Source organism: Pseudomonas sp. B40(2017) (assembly GCF_002112855.1).
Classification (GTDB): Bacteria; Pseudomonadota; Gammaproteobacteria; order Pseudomonadales; family Pseudomonadaceae; genus Aquipseudomonas; species Aquipseudomonas pharyngis.
Map to the genome: position 1 here is coordinate 629,652 of NZ_NEIT01000003.1, position 19,820 is coordinate 649,471.

Genomic DNA, 19,820 nt, shown 5'->3' on the forward strand with positions numbered 1-19,820 from the left:
CGATCAGTCCCACTGCGGCGCGATGCCTTTGGGGCTGGTCAGGCGATGGCCGCGCTCCAGTGTGGCGATCAGCGCCATGTCGGCGTCGCTCAGGGTCAGCGCCGTGGCACCGAGGTTGCCTTGCAGGTTGGCGCGTTTGGTCGACGACGGAATCACCGCGTAACCCGATTGCATCGCCCACGCCAGCGTAACCTGCGCCGGGGTGGCATGCAGGCGCTCGGCGATCTGCACGATCAGCGGATCCTTCAGCACTTCGCCGTAGGCGAGGGTCATGTACGACGTGATCTGGATGCCCTGACTTTGCGCGAACTCGACGACCTTGCGGTTTTGCAGGTATGGGTGCAGTTCAATCTGGTTGGTGGCGATATTTTCCGCACCGACCGCAGCAATCGCCTGTTTCATCAGGTCGATGGTGAAGTTGGACACGCCGATCTGCCGGGTCAGGCCCAGGCGTTTGGCTTCCAGCAGCGCGCCCATGAATTCCTCCACCGGCACCTGATCTTCCGGCGACGGCCAGTGGATCAGCGTCAGGTCAAGGTAGTCGGTCTGCAGCTTTTGCAGGCTTTCCTTGAGACTTTCGATCAGACGATCCCCGGCGAAGTTGGCGATCCAGATCTTGCTGGTGATGAACAGCTCTTCACGGGCAATGCCGCTGGCAGCGATGGCTGCGCCAACGTCGGCCTCGTTTTCGTAGATCTGTGCGGTGTCGATGACTCGGTAACCAAGTTCAAGGGCAGTGCTCACCGAATCGATGACCACCTGGCCTTGCAGGCGAAACGTACCAAGACCGAAAGCGGGAACAGACATGCAGGACTCCAGGATTGCAATGGGAATGGGCAGGAGTATCCGCGTCTGATTCCTCGGGAAAAACCGCTGTCGGGGCAAAGTACTGTTGACTGAAAGTCACGAATCACCGTGGATATCGTTCCACCAGTAGAACGATGAAGACGGTTTTGGCTGACTAGTACTAAATACGTGGCGAATTTATGATCGGCCCATGATCAACCCAATTGCGGAGTCCACCATGAAAAATCTTATCGGTCTCTACACCAGCCCTCGCGGCCACTGGGTCGGCGATGGGTTTCCGGTGCGCACCCTGTTTTCCTACGACAACCTGGGCAAACACATCAGCCCGTTCCTGCTGCTGGATCACGCCGGGCCTGCGCATTTCACCCCGACTACTGAACGCCGCGGCGTGGGGCAGCATCCGCACCGCGGCTTCGAAACCGTGACCATCGTTTACGAAGGCGAAGTGCAGCACCGCGACTCCACCGGCAGCGGCGGCACCATCGGCCCGGGCGATGTGCAGTGGATGACCGCGGCTTCCGGAATCCTGCATGAAGAGTTCCACTCGGAAAACTTCGCCAAAACCGGCGGTAACCTGGAAATGGTGCAACTCTGGGTGAATCTGCCGGCGAAGGACAAAATGGCCGCGCCGGGTTACCAGACCATTCTGGACAGTGATATTCCGCAAATCGCGCTCAAGGACGGTGCCGGCAGCCTGCGGCTGATCGCCGGTGAGTTCGACGGCCACAAAGGTCCATCCCGCACGTTCACGCCTATTGATGTGTGGGATCTGCGGCTGAACGCCGGCAAGTTGCTCACGCTGGACCTGTACGAAGGCCGCAACACGGCGCTGGTGGTGTTGAAGGGTTCGGTACAGATCAACGGAGGGGAGTCGATGCGTGAAGGCCAGTTGGCGCTGTTCGAGCGTGATGGCGATCGCATCACCCTCGAAGCCAGCCAGGACGCGGTGGTGCTGCTGCTCAGCGGCGAGCCGATCGACGAGCCGATTGTCGGCCACGGCCCGTTCGTGATGAACACCGAGCAGGAAATCCATCAGGCTTTCGCCGACTTCCAGTCCGGCCGTTTCGGCCAGATGCACCGCTGAAAAAACCGGCAGGCGCCACGCGCGCCTGCCGGTTTTTTTTGCGCACGCGCAGCAGCGCTCATCCCGCCAAATCAATTACTCCTACACTGAGCCCAATCTGTGCGATCTTCTCGCGACTGGCCCCTGTCGGAGTTGTTTGATGCTGTCTCTGCTCACCGATCATCCGTTGTTTTGTGCCCTGATCCTGATCCTGGTCGATCTCGGTCTGTGGCGCCTGATCAGCGCCCACGGCAGCGCGTGGAAACTGTTGGTGCGGGTGCTGATTTTTGCCCTGTTCAGCATTCTGCTGTTCAACGAAGGGCTCAACCCGATGGAGCCTGCGCCGTGGGCCGACAATGTACCGTTGCACCTGGCGGCGACCGGGTTGCAGATCGGCTGGTGGCTGTTCGGCGCGCGCACCCTGACGGTGCTGATTGGCGCGGTGATGATGCAGCGGGTCGGGCACACCGGGCGGCTGTTGCAGGATCTGCTCGGTGCGGTGATTTTCCTGATCGCCATTATCGCGGCACTGGCCTATGTGCTGGATCTGCCGGTCAAGGGCGTGCTGGCAACCTCCGGGGCGCTGGCGATCATCGTCGGTCTGGCGTTGCAGAGCACCTTGAGCGACGTGTTTTCCGGGATCGTGCTCAACACCACCAAGCCTTATCAACTGGATGACTGGATTTCCATCGACGGCACCGAAGGTCGGGTCACCGACATCGACTGGCGCGCCACGCGCCTGCAAACCAGTCAGGGCAGCATGGCGGTGATTCCCAACTCTCTGGCGGCGAAGGCCAAGATCATCAACTTCAGCCGGCCGAGCAATATGTTCGGGGTGGCCGTCAGCGTGCAGGTCAGCCCCCATGCGCGGCCCAGCTCGGTGATCGAGGCCCTGGAGCGGGCGATGCAGGGCTGTCGCCAATTGCTGGAGAGTCCCGCGCCGAGTGTCGCGCTGAAGAGCTCCAACAGTGCGGGTGCCGAATATGAAATCAGCGGGTTCGTCGCCTCGATGAGCGAAAAGCGCGTGGTGCGCAATCAGCTGTTCGACCTGGCGTTCCGGCACTTGCAAGCGTCCGGGGTCAATCTGCTATCGAGCGATGAGCCCGGCGTGGCGAGCAATCTCTCGCGGCCACGGGCGTTGCTCGACAGCTCGCCGATTTTCTCCACCCTGCGTCAGGAAGAGAAAGAAACCTTCAGCCAGAACATGACCCTGCAAACTTTCCGGGCCGGCGAGATGATCCTCGCGGGCGGCGAGGTCAGCGATCACCTGTTCATCATCGAATCCGGCGTGGTCTCGGTGACGCTCAAGCGCCATGGCGCGCCGTTCGAGTCTGGACGGATGGGGCCGGGTGAGGTGATCGGCGAGGCGGGGATTCTGTCCGATACGTCGTTGCCGGCCGACTTCTCCGCCAAGACCTTCTGCGCGCTGTACCGCATCGAGAAGTCTTATCTCAAGCCGTGCCTGGACGCTCGTCACGACATCAACGACGCGATGCAGGCGCTGCTCGATTTCCGCCTGCACAAGGCGCAATCCCTGACGGAAGAAACGCCGGTGCTGGCGCCGAAAAAAGGGTTCCTGCAATGGTTGCGCAACCGCGTTTGAGCCTTCAGCGCAGGCCGTAATCCGCCAGTTTGCGTTCCAGGTTCAGGCGCACCTGTGGCCATTCGTCATCGATGATGCTGAAGCGCACCGAGTTGCGCTTGCGGCCGTCCGGCATGATGCGTTCGTGGCGGACGATGCCTTCCTGCTGCGCGCCGAGCCGCAGGATCGCGTGGCGCGATTTCTGGTTGTTCTCGTCGGTGGTGAACTGCACCCGAACACAATCGAGTACTTCGAACGCGTGGCGCAGCATCAGGTACTTGGCCTCGGTGTTGACGAAGGTTTTCTGAAAACGTGCCGAAATCCAACTGCTGCCGATCTCCAGCTTGCGGTTGAACGGGTCGATTTTCCAGAACCGGGTCGAGCCGATCACCTCGCCGGTTTCCTTCAATACGATGACAAACGGCATGACGGTCCCAGCCTCACGGCCATCGAGGGCCTTTTTCAGGTAGGCATCGACGGTGGTGGCCGACGGCACCACGGTGACCGTGAGGTTCCACAGTTCACCGTCAGCGGCAGCGCGGAGCAGGGCATCGGCGTCGGCGTATTGAAGCGGGCGCAGGATGATGCCCTGGCCTTGCAGCGTTGTTTGCATGTGGGGATTCTCGGCGATCGGGCAAGGGCTTATTACGCCGTACGGGAAGGATCCGACGCAACCGTCGCGGTGGGCGGATGTCAGAGTTTTTATCGGTCATTGGCAGGAACCCGGACGATGAAAAAAATGCGCATTGCCACGTTCAACGTCAACGGCCTGCGGGCCCGACTGCCAAACCTGCTGGAATGGCTCAGGCGCGAGCAGCCGGACATCGCCTGTTTGCAGGAGCTGAAACTGGTGGACAGCGCGTTTCCCGCCGCCGAGCTGGAGGCCGCCGGCTACGGCGCCATCTGGCACGGTCAGGCTTCATGGAACGGCGTGGCGATTCTTGCCCGCGATGCGCAACCGCTGGAGAGCCGGCGCGGTTTGCCCGGCGACCCCGACGATAAACACAGCCGCTACCTCGAAGCGGCGGTGCACGGGGTGTTGGTGGGATGCCTGTACCTGCCCAATGGCAATCCGCAACCGGGGCCGAAGTTCGACTACAAACTGGCGTGGTTCGAGCGCCTGATCAAATACGCCCGGGATCTGCAGAGCAGCGATCACCCGGTGGTGCTGGCTGGCGATTACAACGTGGTGCCCACCGATCTGGATATCTACAACACCCGTTCGTGGCTCAAGGATGCGTTGTTGCAACCGCAAAGCCGCGAGTGCTATCAGCGTTTGCTGGATCAGGGCTGGACCGATTCGTTGCGGCATCTGTATCCCGAGGATCGGCTCTATACGTTCTGGGATTACTTCCGCCAGCACTGGCAGAAGAACTCCGGGCTGCGGATCGACCATCTGCTGCTCAATCCGACGCTGAGCCCTTATCTGCACGAGGCCGGTGTGGATGCCTGGGTGCGCAACGAACCGCATGCCAGCGACCACGCGCCGACGTGGATTCGTATCGATTCGCGTAAAAGACGCTAGCCGGTGATTGGTTAATTCAATTGTCGATTCGAGGCCCGGATCCCGTATACATGGCGACCATCGGCGGAACGATCCGCGCCCCCATGCAAAAGGACCCAGCCATGAGCGAGCCACGCCTGACGAATCTGAAACAGTATCTGCAACGCCTGGGATTCGATGTGCCCCCGACACCGACCCTTGAAACCCTGCGCCTGTTGCAACTACGCCATACCGGCGCCTTTGCTTTCGAAAACCTGTCGACGCTTAGTGGCGAGCCCGTCCTGATCGATCTGCCGTCCATCGAACGCAAAGTCTTTAACGACGCCCGTGGCGGTTACTGCTACGAGCTGAACAACCTGTTTCTGGCCTTGCTGCTGGAGCTCGGGTTCGATGCGCGGGGGATCAGCGGGCGCGTGGTCATGAATCAGCCCGAGGGCAGCTGGGCGGCGCGCACTCATCGCTTGAGCCTGGTGACCATTGACGACGTGCGCTACATCACCGACGTCGGCTTCGGCGGCATGGTGCCGACCGCGCCGCTGGTGCTGGATACCGAAGCCGAGCAATCCACCCCGCACGAACCGTATCGCATCGAAGTGCAGGCCGATGGCTACATGCTGCGGGCCAAGGTTGCTGGCGAATGGCGGCCTATGTACCTGTTCGACCTGCAGCGCCAGGAAGACATCGATTACACCCTCGGCAACTGGTACGTCTCGACCCACCCGGACTCACCATTCGCCCAGCGCCTGATGGTGGCGCGTACCGGCGACGGCTGGCGGCGTACGCTGAACAACGGCAGTTTCGCCATTCACCGCATCGGCGCCGAGAGCGAGCGGCGCGAAGTGACAGATGTTGATGAACTGATCGAATTGCTGGAACGGGAATTTGGCCTGAACTTGCCGCACCAGCCCGGTGCACGAGAGGCTCTGGCGCGCTTGATTCAGCCAGTTTGAACGCTACGGTTTGACGTCCGGTTCCAGCACCCGCCGGATCTCGTTCACGGCCGCCGACAGTTTTTTCTCAAGGCTCTTGAGGTCGGTGGCGGTGATGCCTTGCTTGAATTGCCCGCTTGAATGTTCGAGTTCATCGGTTGCGCCACGGCTGTTAAGCAATGCGTGGCGCAGGGTGTTGTTGATCACCGTCTGATAGCCAAACCCCTCGCTTTCAGCGACCTCGCGCGCGGCTTCGATCACCGCGTCATCGAGCATGATGGTGATGCGCGTTTTACCCTTGGTGGGCGCAATGGCGCCGCGTTTACCGTCGCTGAAATTGTATTCATTTTTCATTGATTACCTCTGCGCAAAGTTGCCATTGCTCGCTGGGCTCGAATGCGTTGGCAGCATTCTTGCTTTTGTCGAACTGAATCTTGAATGACTTCATTATGCATACTTTATATGTATAAAAAAGAGTGCGGCCGCGCCGTCGGTCGCCGTGAACACTTCAGCCTAGGCGGATAAAACGTGAACTCGATTGGGGATGTGTTGCCGGATTTGTGGGATGAAAGCAGCGGGATAGAAGGTTGGGTGGCTAGCTAACCATTATGTGACTGACAAGTTGTATACAAGTCTATGGACATTTGTCCTGACTCTTGCATACAGTGTGTGCATAACAAAAACCAGGGAACTCCCCCACCATGAAAACGCCCCATGTTTCACACCAACGGCCCGAGGACGAGAATCTCGGGGTCGGCGCGAATATGGCTTACGGCCTGCAACACGTTCTGACCATGTATGGCGGTATCGTCGCGGTGCCACTGATCATCGGTCAGGCCGCCGGGCTATCGCCGGCGGACATCGGTCTGTTGATTGCTGCTTCATTGTTTGCGGGGGGGTTGGCCACGTTGCTGCAAACCCTGGGTTTACCGTTTTTCGGCTGTCAGTTGCCGCTGGTGCAGGGCGTGTCGTTCTCTGGCGTTGCCACCATGGTGGCGATTGTCAGCAGTGGCGGGGAGGGCGGCTTCCAGTCGGTGCTCGGCGCGGTGATTGCGGCGTCGCTGATCGGCTTGCTGATCACGCCGGTGTTCTCGCGAATCACCAAGTTCTTCCCGCCGCTGGTCACGGGCATCGTGATCACCACCATCGGCCTGACGCTGATGCCGGTGGCCGCACGCTGGGCCATGGGCGGCAACAGTCATGCGCCTGATTTCGGCAGCATGCAGAACATCGGTCTGGCGGCGGTCACGCTGGTGCTGGTGTTGCTGCTGAGCAAGGTCGGCAGCTCGACCATCTCGCGTCTGTCGATCCTGTTGGCCATGGTGATCGGCACGGTGCTGGCGGTGTTCCTCGGGATGGCGGACTTCTCCAGCGTCACCCAGGGCCCGATGTTCGGCTTCCCGACGCCGTTCCATTTCGGCATGCCGACCTTCCACTTCGCTGCGATCCTGTCGATGTGCATCGTGGTCATGGTGACTCTGGTGGAAACCTCGGCGGACATTCTGGCGGTCGGTGAAATCATCGGCACCAAGGTCGACTCCAAACGTCTGGGCAACGGCCTGCGGGCGGACATGCTATCGAGCATGTTTGCGCCGATCTTCGGCTCGTTCACCCAAAGCGCCTTCGCCCAGAACGTCGGGCTGGTGGCGGTGACCGGGATCAAGAGCCGCTATGTGGTGGCGACCGGCGGTATCTTCCTGGTGATCCTCGGCCTGCTGCCGTTCATGGGCCGGGTCATCGCGGCAGTGCCGACCTCGGTACTCGGCGGCGCCGGTATCGTGCTGTTCGGCACCGTGGCGGCAAGCGGTATCCGCACGCTGTCCAAGGTCGATTATCGCAACAACGTCAACCTGATCATCGTCGCCACCTCGATCGGCTTCGGCATGATCCCGATTGCCGCGCCGAACTTCTACGATCACTTCCCGAGCTGGTTCGCGACCATTTTCCATTCGGGCATCAGCTCGTCGGCAATCATGGCGATCCTGCTGAACCTGGCATTCAACCACTTCACGGCGGGTAACTCGGATCAGCAGTCGGTGTTCGCGGCAGCAGAAGAGCGGACCCTGCGTTATCGCGATCTGGCAGCGCTGCGTGAAGGCGACTACTTCAGCGACGGCAAGCTGCATGACTGCGACGGCAACGAAGTACCGGTGATCGATCCGGATGCGGATCACGGTCATGGTGTACCGAAGGCACATGCCAAGAGCAGCGAGCACGTCTGACCGTTGTAGTTGAATGAAAAGGGCCGATCAGCTGGAAAACTGATCGGCCCTTTTTCTATGTCGCCGTTTTTTTCAGCGCCCACTAAAAAGCCCCTGAATCTTTCGATTCAGGGGCTCTGTATTTGGCTCCACAACCTGGACTCGAACCAGGGACCCAGTGATTAACAGTCACTTGCTCTACCAACTGAGCTATTGCGGAATTGGTGCGTATGTTACTGATTTAAAAAGACTAGTCAAGCGCGAGATGTAAATTTGTTGGAAAGGTCAGGACGGGCGGCGGTTTATCGGCGATTGGCGGTTACCAGAACTCCACCAGAGGTCTACCATGGCCGCCCGGAAGTGGTCACACGCGCTGCCGGCCATTCGCCGAAAAGGTACGCGCCATGAATAGTCCCATCCTCACCCATCGTCCTGTCGAGGTGTTCGTATGAGCACCGCGCAAATCAGCCTGCCCAAAGGCGTTGGCCCACATGCCGAAAAGCTTTTCGACGCGATCACTCAGGCCGGTACGCCTGAAGAGCTGAACCGCGCAGGCGGCAAGGCCGAAGGTTTTGTCCTCGGTCTGGAAAGCACCAAGGCCATCAAGAGCCAGATCGCCGAATCGCTCTACGTCGTTTATGACGATGCGGCGACTCAGCGTGCAGCGGAACTGGCTTAACCGCCGAACGTGAAGGTGCCGAGCATCAGTTTGGCGTACAGCATCGTCGCACCCAGTTGCACCAGCCACAGCGCCAGCCCGCCGAGAAACACCCCGGCCGCGACTTGCAGCACCAGGTTGTTGCCGCGTTTGGCCGGGGCGCGGGGGATGAAGTCATCCAGATCGTCGCGGTCGGCGCGCAGGTCATCGTTTTTCATGTCGTCTCTCTGAAATATCGTTTGGGTGCAGTCTAGAGGGTGTAGCGGTTTTTCTTCAGACAAATAAAAAACGGGAAGCCCGAAGGCTTCCCGTTTTCAGTGCGGCGCCGGATCAGATGACCTGAACGATGGCGTCCGTCACGGCTTCGATGTTGCTCTGGTTCAGCGCGGCGACGCAGATGCGGCCGGTGTCCAGGGCGTAGATGCCGAACTCGTTGCGTAGGCGATGAACCTGTTCGGTGGTCAGGCCGGAGTAAGAGAACATGCCGCGCTGACGACCGACGAAGCTGAAGTCACGCTGCGGGGCTTTCTTGGCCAGCAGAGCAACCATCTGCTCGCGCATGCCGCGAATGCGCAGGCGCATTTCAGCCAGTTCGGCTTCCCACTGAGCGCGCAGTTCCGGGCTGTTCAGCACCGCGGCAACGATGCTTGCGCCATGGGTCGGCGGGTTGGAGTAGTTGGTGCGGATCACGCGTTTGACTTGCGACAGTACGCGCGCGCTTTCTTCTTTCGATTCGCTGATGATCGACAGCGCACCGACGCGCTCGCCGTACAGCGAGAACGACTTGGAGAACGAGCTCGATACGAAGAAGGTCAGGCCGGATTCGGCAAACAGACGCACGGCAGCGGCGTCTTCGGCGATGCCGTCACCGAAGCCCTGGTAAGCCATGTCGAGGAACGGCACGTGACCTTTGGCCTTGACCGTTTCCAGCACGTTGTTCCAGTCCGCCGGGCTCAGGTCGACGCCGGTCGGGTTGTGGCAGCAGGCGTGCAGCACGACGATCGAGCCATTCGGCAGGGCGTTGAGGTCTTCGAGCAGGCCGGCACGGTTCACGTCGTGGGTGGCGGCGTCGTAATAGCGGTAGTTCTGCACCGGGAAACCGGCGGTTTCGAACAGTGCGCGGTGGTTTTCCCAGCTCGGGTCGCTGATCGCCACAACGGCATTGGGCAGCAGTTGCTTGAGGAAGTCGGCACCGATTTTCAGTGCGCCGGTCCCGCCGACGGCCTGGGTGGTGACAACGCGGCCAGCCGCCAGCAGTGGCGAATCATTGCCGAACAGCAGCTTTTGCACGGCCTGGTCGTAGGCCGCGATGCCGTCGATCGGCAGGTAGCCACGGGAGGCATGCTGAGCGGCGCGAATGGTTTCGGCTTCGATGACGGCGCGCAGGAGTGGAATTCGCCCCTCTTCGTTGCAGTACACACCCACCCCGAGGTTGACCTTATTGGTCCGGGTATCGGCGTTGAATGCTTCGTTGAGGCCCAGGATTGGATCGCGGGGTGCCATTTCGACAGCGGAGAACAGGCTCATTTTTACGGCAGCTCTATTGGAGAGTGGAGGGACGTGTGGCGCTCCAGCCGAATGCACTAGAGCGGTGCACAAACGGGGAGCTAGTATAGAGGCCATCATCGATCAATGGCGACAGGCGAATCGGCTTTTGGGGTAAGTTTTTCCGATTATTTCTCGACCGTTAGTCGAATGGATCTGTCGGAGACTTTACCGGATGTAGGACGTTTGCCTTGAAAGGCGAGGCAATCGGCTCCACATTCAGCACAATCTTCGTTTTTTCTTGCGCGACATCGGTCGTTTGCGGTCATTCTCGTGGTGCTGCGGTTTGCCAGCAGCGTCGCGATTCCAGAGGTGTTTATGTCTGAATTCCAGCTCGTCACCCGTTTCGACCCCGCCGGCGATCAACCCGAAGCCATTCGCCTGATGGTCGAAGGCATCGAAGCCGGGCTGTCGCACCAGACGCTGCTCGGGGTGACCGGGTCGGGCAAGACCTTCAGCATCGCCAATGTGATCGCCCAGGTGCAGCGCCCGACCCTGGTGCTGGCGCCGAACAAGACGCTGGCCGCGCAGTTGTACGGCGAGTTCAAGTCATTCTTCCCGAACAACGCCGTCGAGTACTTCGTTTCCTACTACGACTACTACCAGCCCGAAGCCTATGTGCCGTCGTCCGACACCTTTATCGAGAAGGATGCGTCGATCAACGACCACATCGAGCAGATGCGCCTGTCAGCGACCAAGGCGTTGCTGGAGCGCAAGGACGCGATCATCGTCACCACGGTCTCGTGCATCTACGGTCTGGGCAGTCCGGAAACCTATTTGAAAATGGTCTTGCACGTCGATCGCGGCGACAAGCTCGACCAGCGTGCGCTGGTGCGGCGCCTGGCCGACCTGCAATACACCCGCAACGACATGGATTTCGCCCGGGCGACTTTCCGGGTGCGCGGCGATGTGATCGACATCTACCCGGCGGAATCCGACCTCGAAGCGATCCGCATCGAGTTGTTCGATGACGAAGTGGAGAGCATTTCCGCGTTCGACCCGCTGACCGGCGAGGTCATCCGCAAGCTGCCGCGCTTCACCTTCTATCCGAAAAGCCACTACGTGACGCCTCGGGAAACCCTGCTCGACGCCATCGAGGGGATCAAGGTCGAGTTGCAGGAGCGCCTGGAATACCTGCGCAACAACAACAAACTGGTGGAAGCCCAGCGCCTGGAGCAGCGCACCCGATTTGACCTGGAGATGATCCTCGAACTCGGTTATTGCAACGGCATCGAAAACTACTCGCGCTATCTGTCGGGTCGTCCGGCCGGTGCGGCGCCGCCGACGCTCTACGATTACCTGCCAGCCGACGCCTTGCTGGTGATCGACGAATCCCACGTCAGCGTGCCGCAGGTCGGCGCGATGTATAAGGGCGACCGCTCGCGTAAAGAGACCCTGGTGGAATACGGCTTCCGCCTGCCATCGGCGCTGGACAACCGGCCGATGCGCTTCGACGAGTGGGAAGGGGTCAGCCCGCAGACGATTTTCGTCTCGGCCACGCCCGGCAACTACGAAGCCGAACACGCCGGCCGGGTGATCGAACAGGTTGTGCGCCCGACCGGTCTGGTCGACCCGCAGGTTGAAGTGCGCCCGGCGCTGACCCAGGTCGACGATCTGCTCTCGGAAATCACCAAGCGCGTCGCGGTAGAGGAGCGAGTGCTGGTCACCACGTTGACCAAGCGCATGGCCGAAGATCTGACCGATTACCTGGCCGATCACGGTGTGCGTGTGCGTTATCTGCACTCGGACATCGACACCGTCGAGCGGGTGGAAATCATCCGCGACCTGCGTCTGGGTACTTTTGATGTGCTGGTGGGGATCAACCTGCTGCGTGAAGGTCTGGACATGCCGGAAGTGTCGCTGGTGGCGATTCTCGACGCGGACAAGGAAGGCTTCCTGCGTTCCGAGCGGTCGCTGATCCAGACCATCGGCCGTGCGGCGCGTAACCTCAATGGTCGGGCGATTCTCTACGCGGATCGCATCACCGGTTCGATGGAGCGGGCCATCGGCGAAACCGAGCGCCGTCGCGACAAGCAGATCGCTTTCAACCTGGCCAACGGCATCACGCCGAAGGGCGTGTTCAAGGACGTCGCCGACATCATGGAAGGCGCCACCGTGCCCGGTTCGCGCAGCAAGAAGCGCAAAGGCATGGCCAAGGCCGCCGAAGAAAACGCCAAGTACGAAGCCGAACTGCGCTCACCGAGCGAGATCACCAAGCGCATCCGTCAACTGGAAGAGAAGATGTATCAGCTGGCCCGCGACCTGGAATTCGAAGCCGCGGCGCAGATGCGCGACGAAATCGCCAAGCTGCGTGAGCGGCTGTTGGCCGTTTAACGGATCGTTCCCACGCTCTGCGTGGGAATGCAGCCCTGGACGCTCTGCGTCCGCTCAAGGTTAATGTGCCTCGCCGGCCTTCAGTCCGGCGGGCAATTTCTTGGTCAGCAAAATCGCCAACATGCTGATCCCCAGCGCAATCCCGACAAAATGAAACGCATCGTTGTAGGCCATGATCAGCGCCTGCTGATGCACGATCTCGCTCAACTTGCCCAGCGCCGCCGTGTCACTGCCGAACCGATCAGTCATCGACGCCAGGCGTTCGGCCACCTGCGGATTGGTCGGCACCACCGCTTCACGCAGGTAATCGAAGTAGGTCTTGGTGCGCGCATCCAGCAGGGTGGCGAGCAGAGCGATGCCGATGGCGCCGCCGAGGTTGCGCAAAATGTTGAACAGGCTCGATGCCGAGCCCGCGTCCTGCGGCAGGATGTACGCCGTGGCGATCAGCGAAATGGTCACCATGATCAGCGGCTGGCCCAGTGCGCGGATGATCTGGATCTGGTTGAACTGCGGCCCGGCGAAATCCGGGTTGAGCACCCCGGAGGAAAAACTCGCCAGCCCGAACAGGCCGAATCCGATCGTGCACAGCCATTTCGGCGAGACGAATTTCATCAGTTTCGGCACCAGCGGAATCAGAAACAGCTGCGGCACGCCCATCCACATGATCACTTCGCCGATCTGCAGGGCGTTGTAGTTCTGGATCTGCGCCAGATACAGCGGCAGCAGATAGATCGAACCGTACAGCCCAACGCCCATGCCGAGGCTGGAAATACTCGACAGCCCGAAATTGCGGTTGCGCAGGATACCCAGGTTGATCAGCGGATTGGGCTTGGAAATCTGCACGATGACGAAAGTGATCAAACTCAGCAGGGCGATGCTGCCCAACGTCACGATCAGGCTCGATTCCAGCCAGTCCTTGCGATGGCCTTCCTCAAGGAAAACCTGCAGGCAACCAAGCCCGATACCCAGCGTGAGAATGCCGGTGTAATCGGTGCTTTTCAGCAGCTCCCAATGCGCTTCTTTTTTCTCCAGGCCGTACATCAGCCCGGCGATCATGATCAGGCCCGGCGGGATGTTGATATAGAAGATGTATTCCCAGCCCCAGTTCTCCGTGAGCCAGCCGCCGAGGGTCGGTCCGATGGATGGGGCGAAGGTAGCGGTCATGGCAAACATCGCCATGCCTTTGGCGCGGTGATGTTCGGGGAGTTTGATCAGGGTCAGGGTGAACGCCAGCGGGATCAGCGCGCCGCCGGTGAAGCCCTGCATGGCGCGAAACACGATCATACTCTCCAGGCTCCAGGCCATTGAGCACAGCAGCGACGAAATCAGAAACCCCAGCGACACCCACACCGCCAGCCGCCGTGCCGACAGCAACTGCACCAGCCAGGCGGTCAGCGGGATCATGATGATTTCCGCCACCAGATAAGACGTCGAAATCCACGAGCCTTCTTCCAGCGTCGCCGACAGGGCGCCCTGAATATCCTTGAGCGAGGAGTTGGTGATCTGGATGTCGAGCACCGCCATGAAGGCGCCGAGCATCACGCTCATCACCGCAATCCAGTCCCGCCGGGTCGGTTCGCCGACCGGGCGGATCAGTGAATCACTTGCCATTGTCCGGGGCGTCTTTGATGTTCACGGTGGCGGTGACGGACATGCCCGGACGGATCTTGCCGTGCAGCGGGTTATCGGCCTTGAAGGTCAGCTTGACCGGAATCCGCTGCACGACCTTGGTGAAGTTGCCGGTGGCGTTGTCCGGCGGCAACAGGCTGAACTGCGCGCCGGAGGCGGCGAACAGGCTGTCGACCCGGGCCTCGATCGGCGTATCGCCGTAGGCATCGAAAAGCAGCTCGGCTTTCTGGCCCGGCTGCATGTGACCGATTTGGGTTTCCTTGAAATTGGCCTGCACCCAAATGTCTTCGTCCGGAACGATTGAAAGCAGATAGGCGCCGGCCTGCACCACCTGACCATTGCGCGCGGCACGCTGGCCGATCAGGCCGCTGATCGGTGCGTGGATTTCGCTGCGGGTCAGGTTCAGTTCGGCTTGGGCGAGGTCGGCGCGGGCGTTGGCGATCTGCGCATCGAGGCGTTTGATCTCGGCGGTCAGCGCGTTGACCTGCTGGCGCTGGCTCTGGGCATCGGCCTGGGCCTTGGCCACTTGCGAGCGGGCGATATGAGCGTCGGCGGAGAGGGTGGTGACCCGCTCCTCGGAGACGTAGCCGGGTTTACGCAGGGTTTCTGCCCGCGACAAATCCATCTGCGAGCGCCCGAGGGTGGCTTGCGTGGTTGCCACTTGCGCATCGCTGGCGGCGATCAGGCTCGATTGCTGAGTCAATTTGCTCTGGGCCTGCAGGCGTTCGGCTTCGCGGGTGGCGAGGGCGGCATTGGCGCGATCGACGGCGAGACGGAAATCATTCGGTTCGAGACGAATCAGCAACTGGCCTTTTTCCACATGCTGGTTGTCCTGCACCAGCACTTCCTCGATGCGTGCGCTCAACTGGCTCGACACGCGGGTGATTTCACCCTGGACATAGGCGTTGTCGGTGCTTTCATAAAAGCGTCCCTTGAAAAACCAATGGGCGAAAAAGCCCCCGGCAATCAGCAGGACCAGCAACAGGAAAATGAACAGGCGACGCTTGAGTTGGGCAGGCATGGGCAAACTGTAGTCGAGGAATTGTAAGGAAAGTTATCAGCAGGCGAATCTGGCACACAGCCGATGAGCGGTAAATGCCGTCTGTTGATATTCGGCCATTCACCACGGCCAACGGGCGTTCGAGACGCAACCTTGGCTTAAATGCCCTGCCCGCTGGAGCGGGGCGGGTGTCGCCTGTTACCATTCGCCGCTTGATCGTTCTTTGCTTTTCATTCTTTTCGAGACATGCCATGACCACCGTCCGCACTCGCATCGCGCCATCGCCTACCGGGGATCCCCACGTAGGTACCGCTTACATCGCACTGTTCAACTACTGCTTTGCCAAGCAGCACGGCGGTGAGTTCATCCTGCGGATCGAAGACACCGATCAGTTGCGTTCGACCCGCGAGTCCGAACAGCAGATCTTCGACGCCCTGCGCTGGCTGGGTATCGACTGGAGCGAAGGCCCGGACGTCGGCGGCCCGCACGGTCCTTACCGTCAGAGCGAGCGCGGCGATATCTACCAGAAGTACTGCCAGCAGCTGGTCGACATGGGCCACGCCTTCCCGTGCTTCTGCACCGCTGAAGAACTGGACCAGATGCGCGCCGAGCAAATGGCTCGCGGCGAAACCCCGCGTTACGACGGCCGCGCGCTGCTGCTGTCCAAGGAAGAAGTCGCCCGTCGCCTGGCTGCCGGCGAGCCGCACGTGATCCGCATGAAGGTGCCGAGCGAAGGCGTCTGCGTGGTGCCGGACATGCTGCGTGGCGATGTCGAGATCCCGTGGGATCGCATGGACATGCAAGTGCTGATGAAGACCGACGGCCTGCCGACGTACTTCCTGGCCAACGTGGTCGACGATCACCTGATGGGCATCACCCACGTGCTGCGCGGCGAAGAATGGCTGCCGTCGGCGCCGAAACTGATCCTGCTTTACGAATACTTCGGCTGGGAACAGCCGGAGCTGTGCTACATGCCGCTGCTGCGTAACCCGGACAAGAGCAAGCTGTCCAAGCGCAAGAACCCGACTTCGGTGACGTTCTACGAGCGCATGGGCTTCATGCCTGAGGCGATGCTCAACTACCTGGGCCGCATGGGCTGGTCGATGCCGGACGAGCGCGAGAAGTTCTCGCTGCAGGAAATGGTCGACAACTTCGACCTCAAGCGCGTGTCGCTGGGCGGGCCGATTTTCGACATCGAGAAACTGTCGTGGCTCAACGGCCAGTGGCTGCGTGATCTGCCGGTGGAAGAGTTCGCCGCTCGCGTACAGAAGTGGGCGTTCAATTCCGAATACATGATGAAGATCGCGCCGCACGTTCAGGGCCGCGTCGAAACCTTCAGCCAGGTTGCACCGCTGGCCGGGTTCTTCTTCGCCGGTGGCGTGAACCCGGATGCCAAGCTGTTCGAATCGAAAAAGCTGTCGGGCGATCAGGTTCGTCAACTGATGCAGTTGATCCTGTGGAAGCTTGAGAGCCTGCGTCAGTGGGAGAAGGACAGCATCACCGCGACGATTCAGGCGGTGGTTGAATCCCTCGAGCTGAAGCTGCGTGACGCGATGCCGCTGATGTTTGCCGCGATCACCGGGCAGGCGAGTTCGGTGTCGGTGCTCGATGCGATGGAAATCCTCGGGCCGGACCTGACCCGTTTCCGTCTGCGCCAGGCGATTGACCTGCTGGGCGGCGTGTCGAAGAAAGAAAACAAAGAGTGGGAAAAACTGTTGGGCGCCATCGCCTGATTGCGTTTGACTCTGCAGGACGCGCCGAAGGTCATGATCTTTTGATCCTGTCCTTCGGTGTTTTCCCCCGAATTTACGGGGGAGGGCGGTAAGTGATTGTAATGCCGACAAAAAATTTTGAATTTTTTCAAAAATAAGTTTGACAGCCTTTCGATACGCCCTTAAGATTCGCCCCGTCCTCAGCGATGACATCAACGATGAGGGGCTATAGCTCAGCTGGGAGAGCGCTTGCATGGCATGCAAGAGGTCGACGGTTCGATCCCGTCTAGCTCCACCAATTTACACTTCGAAGCCTGGCCACACCGGCTTCGAAGCGATCAACACTCAGCGTTGATCAGTTGTATAGAAGGGTTTGCGTCCCCTTCGTCTAGTGGCCTAGGACACCGCCCTTTCACGGCGGTAACAGGGGTTCGAGTCCCCTAGGGGACGCCAGTTTTACAGAAGCGATGTTGCAAGATGTCGCTCCGCCGAGAGGCGAAAAATCCGGGGCTATAGCTCAGCTGGGAGAGCGCCTGCATGGCATGCAGGAGGTCAGCGGTTCGATCCCGCTTAGCTCCACCAATTTACAGTTCAAGGTCTGGCCACACCGGCCTTGAATCGATCAGTACTCAGCGCTGATCAGTTGTACAGAAGGTTTGTGTCCCCTTCGTCTAGTGGCCTAGGACACCGCCCTTTCACGGCGGTAACAGGGGTTCGAGTCCCCTAGGGGACGCCACGATTACCCGCTCTGCGGGATTTTATAAGGGTCATTCAATTATTGAATGGCCCTTTTGTTTGTCTGGCGTTTGGCCAAATCCTCTTTTTCCTTAACACTGTGCTTCAGACCAGCGGTCACGCGTGTGACTTGCGGAATATTATTATGAGAATAATATTGCTATCGTAATATTCGGAGGCGACGATGAACGACAAGAAAGCTCAAACCCGCGAACGCATTCTCAAGGCCGCCAGTGCTGCACTGATCCAGCGCGGTCCGGCTGAACCGAGCGTGGGCGAAGTGATGGGGGCGGCCGGCCTGACCGTCGGCGGCTTCTATGCCCACTTCGAAAGCAAGGACGCCATGATGCTTGAGGCCTTCAAGCAATTGCTCGGTCGTCGACGCGACCTGATTGCCGACATGGACAGCGAGCTGACCGGTGAAGAGCGCCGCGCTCTGGTAGCCGCGTTCTATCTGTCGCGCAAGCATCGCGATTCCAGCGATTCGGCCTGCCCGATTCCGGCCTCCATCGGCGAATTGGGCCGTCTGCCGGAGGCCTTTCGGATCGCGTTGAACGAACACTTGGAATTGATGATTGCGCAGTTGGCCGCAGCGCCGGAAGACACCGACAAAGCGTTGGCCGACGTGGCCTTGATGGTGGGTGGCCTGGCGCTCGCGAGGGCGTTGGGGCCTGGGGATTTATCCGATCGATTGCTGCGCGCCGCCAAGTCGGCGGTGCGTTGACCTGAAGGCTACAAGCCCGGGGAGAGAGCGATGAGCACGTTGAAGTGGGTTCGCGGCGTTAATGGCACCTTGGGCTGGTTCGCACCGAAACTGGTGGCGAGCAAAATGCGGTTGGCGTTCATGACGCCGCGCGTGAATAAACCGAGGGACTGGGAATTGCCGCTGCTGGCGAAATCCGAACGCATCACCTTGCGCTTCGGTCTTTCGGCCCTGCGCTGGGGGCAAGGCCCGACTGTTTTGCTGATGCACGGCTGGGAAGGGCGGCCCACCCAGTTTGCCGCGTTGATCACCGCGCTGGTTGAAGCGGGTTACACCGTTGTCGCGCTTGATGGCCCGGCCCACGGTCGCTCGCCGGGGCGTGAAGCCAACGTGGTCCTGTTCGCTCGAGCGATGCTTGAAGCCGCTGCCGAATTGCCTCCGTTGCAGGCTGTCATCGGTCACTCCATGGGCGGCGCCAGCGCCATGCTGGCGGTGCAATTAGGATTGCGCACCGAAACCCTCGTGAGCATTGCCGCTCCGGCGCGGATTCTCGGGGTGTTGCGCGGGTTTGCCCGTTATGTCGGCATGCCGCCCAGGGCTCGCTCGGCGTTCATTCGTCAGGTCGAACAGGACGTCGGCATGCGCGCCGCCACCCTTGATGTCGCCCACTATCAACTGGATATGCCAGGCCTGATCGTGCATGCCGAAGATGACACCTTCGTTTCGGTCAAGGAATCCCAATTGATCCACGAATCCTGGTTCGACAGTCGCCTGCTGCGGCTGGAAGCCGGCGGCCATCAGCGCGTGCTGGCCGACCCCCGAGTGATTGATGGCGTGTTATCACTGCTGGCCGGGCGCAGCCTTCAGGCGCGGCAATCGGCGTAGTCATCCGTTACACTGCCCCGGTTGAATCATCTGACCGGGAGTAGGGCATGGGCTGGGATCGGGCAACGCCATTTACCATTGATCTGCAAGTGGGCGCCGAGGACATCGACGGGCTGGGCCACGCCAACAACGCGGTCTACGTGACCTGGCTCGAGCGTTGTGCCTGGCGCCACTCGCAGCGCCTGGGCCTGGATCTGGTCGAGTACCGGCGTCTGGATCGGGCGATGGCCGTGGTGCGACACGAAATCGATTACCTGGCCGCCGCCTACGAAGGCGATGAGCTGCAACTGGCGACCTGGATCGTCGATTGGGATCAGCGCCTGAAAATGACCCGTCACTTCCAGCTGATCCGCCCCAGCGACAACGCTACGCTGCTGCGCGCCCAGACCACCTTTGTCTGCATCGAGCTGTCCACCGGCAGGCCCAAGCGCATGCCCGCCGAGTTCATCGAAGGCTACGGCCCGGCCATACAGACGGCGGACATGGGTTTAACCCGCGAAACCCAGTAAACTGCCGCACGTTTTTCCTTGAGT

General features: G+C 60.4%; 18 protein-coding genes and 5 tRNA genes. 15 read left to right on the plus strand and 8 right to left on the minus strand.

The features are described 5' to 3' along the window. Positions 1-3 precede the first annotated feature (3 nt). The gene (gene dkgB / locus CAF76_RS10180) at positions 4-807 is read right to left on the minus strand and encodes a 2,5-didehydrogluconate reductase DkgB (protein ID WP_085649006.1); all 804 of its coding nucleotides are present in this window, start codon (positions 805-807) and stop codon (positions 4-6) included. A gap of 217 nt (positions 808-1,024) precedes the next feature. Here dkgB and CAF76_RS10185 point away from each other — a divergent pair, with 217 nt between their 5' ends. Together CAF76_RS10185 and CAF76_RS10190 are read left to right on the plus strand one after the other, a co-directional pair. After that, positions 1,025-1,891 carry a pirin family protein gene (locus CAF76_RS10185; protein WP_085649047.1) on the plus strand — a complete coding sequence of 289 codons (867 nt, stop codon included), beginning with the start codon at positions 1,025-1,027 and terminating at the stop codon, positions 1,889-1,891. 139 nt (positions 1,892-2,030) lie between these two features. Beyond that, on the plus strand, positions 2,031-3,473 hold the full coding sequence (locus CAF76_RS10190) for a mechanosensitive ion channel family protein (RefSeq protein WP_085649005.1): 1,443 nt from the start codon (positions 2,031-2,033) through the stop codon (positions 3,471-3,473). Between the two features lie 4 nt (positions 3,474-3,477). Here CAF76_RS10190 and CAF76_RS10195 read toward each other — a convergent pair whose 3' ends face one another. Further along, complete coding sequence (locus tag CAF76_RS10195; RefSeq protein WP_085649004.1) at positions 3,478-4,065, minus strand: GNAT family N-acetyltransferase; 588 nt, start codon at positions 4,063-4,065, stop codon at positions 3,478-3,480. A 117-nt stretch (positions 4,066-4,182) separates the two neighbouring features. Between CAF76_RS10195 and CAF76_RS10200 the strand changes: the two genes are divergently transcribed. Continuing rightward, positions 4,183-4,977: an exodeoxyribonuclease III gene (locus CAF76_RS10200; protein ID WP_085649003.1), complete on the plus strand. Its 795-nt coding sequence runs from the start codon at positions 4,183-4,185 to the stop codon at positions 4,975-4,977. A gap of 101 nt (positions 4,978-5,078) precedes the next feature. Next, entirely contained in the window at positions 5,079-5,906 is an 828-nt protein-coding gene (locus CAF76_RS10205; protein WP_085649002.1) for an arylamine N-acetyltransferase, read from the plus strand. A 3-nt stretch (positions 5,907-5,909) separates the two neighbouring features. Here CAF76_RS10205 and CAF76_RS10210 read toward each other — a convergent pair whose 3' ends face one another. Continuing rightward, on the minus strand, positions 5,910-6,239 hold the full coding sequence (locus tag CAF76_RS10210) for a BrnA antitoxin family protein (protein WP_085649001.1): 330 nt from the start codon (positions 6,237-6,239) through the stop codon (positions 5,910-5,912). Between the two features lie 347 nt (positions 6,240-6,586). Here CAF76_RS10210 and CAF76_RS10215 point away from each other — a divergent pair, with 347 nt between their 5' ends. Further along, positions 6,587-8,107, plus strand: a complete 1,521-nt coding sequence (locus CAF76_RS10215) for a nucleobase:cation symporter-2 family protein (RefSeq protein ID WP_039770135.1) — start codon at positions 6,587-6,589, stop codon at positions 8,105-8,107. 123 nt (positions 8,108-8,230) lie between these two features. Here CAF76_RS10215 and CAF76_RS10220 read toward each other — a convergent pair. Then, positions 8,231-8,306 (minus strand) — tRNA-Asn (locus CAF76_RS10220). Positions 8,307-8,534: 228 nt separating this feature from the next. On the opposite strand from CAF76_RS10220, the gene CAF76_RS10225 reads away from it, so the two are divergent. Continuing rightward, positions 8,535-8,765, plus strand: coding sequence for a hypothetical protein (locus CAF76_RS10225; protein ID WP_085649000.1), 231 nt, complete (start codon positions 8,535-8,537; stop codon positions 8,763-8,765). On the opposite strand, the gene CAF76_RS10230 is transcribed toward CAF76_RS10225, so the two are convergent. Both CAF76_RS10230 and CAF76_RS10235 read right to left on the minus strand, forming a co-directional pair. Beyond that, on the minus strand, positions 8,762-8,962 hold the full coding sequence (locus CAF76_RS10230; RefSeq protein ID WP_007956421.1) for a hypothetical protein: 201 nt from the start codon (positions 8,960-8,962) through the stop codon (positions 8,762-8,764). The genes CAF76_RS10225 and CAF76_RS10230 overlap by 4 nt on opposite strands. A gap of 112 nt (positions 8,963-9,074) precedes the next feature. Next, on the minus strand, positions 9,075-10,271 hold the full coding sequence (locus CAF76_RS10235; protein WP_064594808.1) for an amino acid aminotransferase: 1,197 nt from the start codon (positions 10,269-10,271) through the stop codon (positions 9,075-9,077). A 336-nt stretch (positions 10,272-10,607) separates the two neighbouring features. On the opposite strand from CAF76_RS10235, the gene uvrB reads away from it, so the two are divergent. Then, positions 10,608-12,623, plus strand: a complete 2,016-nt coding sequence (gene uvrB / locus CAF76_RS10240) for an excinuclease ABC subunit UvrB (protein WP_011333338.1) — start codon at positions 10,608-10,610, stop codon at positions 12,621-12,623. A 60-nt stretch (positions 12,624-12,683) separates the two neighbouring features. Here uvrB and CAF76_RS10245 read toward each other — a convergent pair whose 3' ends face one another. Continuing rightward, positions 12,684-14,174: an MDR family MFS transporter gene (locus CAF76_RS10245; protein WP_170844900.1), complete on the minus strand. Its 1,491-nt coding sequence runs from the start codon at positions 14,172-14,174 to the stop codon at positions 12,684-12,686. Positions 14,175-14,223: 49 nt separating this feature from the next. Then, complete coding sequence (locus CAF76_RS10250; RefSeq protein ID WP_085648998.1) at positions 14,224-15,273, minus strand: HlyD family secretion protein; 1,050 nt, start codon at positions 15,271-15,273, stop codon at positions 14,224-14,226. Positions 15,274-15,503: 230 nt separating this feature from the next. Between CAF76_RS10250 and gltX the strand changes: the two genes are divergently transcribed. From gltX to CAF76_RS10290, 8 genes are all read left to right on the plus strand, one after another. Then, on the plus strand, positions 15,504-16,985 hold the full coding sequence (gltX, locus tag CAF76_RS10255; RefSeq protein WP_007956429.1) for a glutamate--tRNA ligase: 1,482 nt from the start codon (positions 15,504-15,506) through the stop codon (positions 16,983-16,985). A 201-nt stretch (positions 16,986-17,186) separates the two neighbouring features. Beyond that, positions 17,187-17,262, plus strand: a tRNA-Ala gene (locus tag CAF76_RS10260). A gap of 79 nt (positions 17,263-17,341) precedes the next feature. Next, positions 17,342-17,417 (plus strand) — tRNA-Glu (locus CAF76_RS10265). Positions 17,418-17,470: 53 nt separating this feature from the next. Further along, positions 17,471-17,546, plus strand: a tRNA-Ala gene (locus CAF76_RS10270). Positions 17,547-17,624: 78 nt separating this feature from the next. Further along, positions 17,625-17,700 (plus strand) — tRNA-Glu (locus tag CAF76_RS10275). Between the two features lie 183 nt (positions 17,701-17,883). Next, positions 17,884-18,423 carry a TetR/AcrR family transcriptional regulator gene (locus tag CAF76_RS10280; RefSeq protein WP_039770145.1) on the plus strand — a complete coding sequence of 180 codons (540 nt, stop codon included), beginning with the start codon at positions 17,884-17,886 and terminating at the stop codon, positions 18,421-18,423. A 30-nt stretch (positions 18,424-18,453) separates the two neighbouring features. Beyond that, complete coding sequence (locus CAF76_RS10285) at positions 18,454-19,287, plus strand: alpha/beta fold hydrolase (protein WP_085612829.1); 834 nt, start codon at positions 18,454-18,456, stop codon at positions 19,285-19,287. A 47-nt stretch (positions 19,288-19,334) separates the two neighbouring features. Next, positions 19,335-19,796, plus strand: coding sequence for a thioesterase family protein (locus CAF76_RS10290; RefSeq protein ID WP_011333342.1), 462 nt, complete (start codon positions 19,335-19,337; stop codon positions 19,794-19,796). The last annotated feature ends 24 nt before the right edge of the window (positions 19,797-19,820 follow it).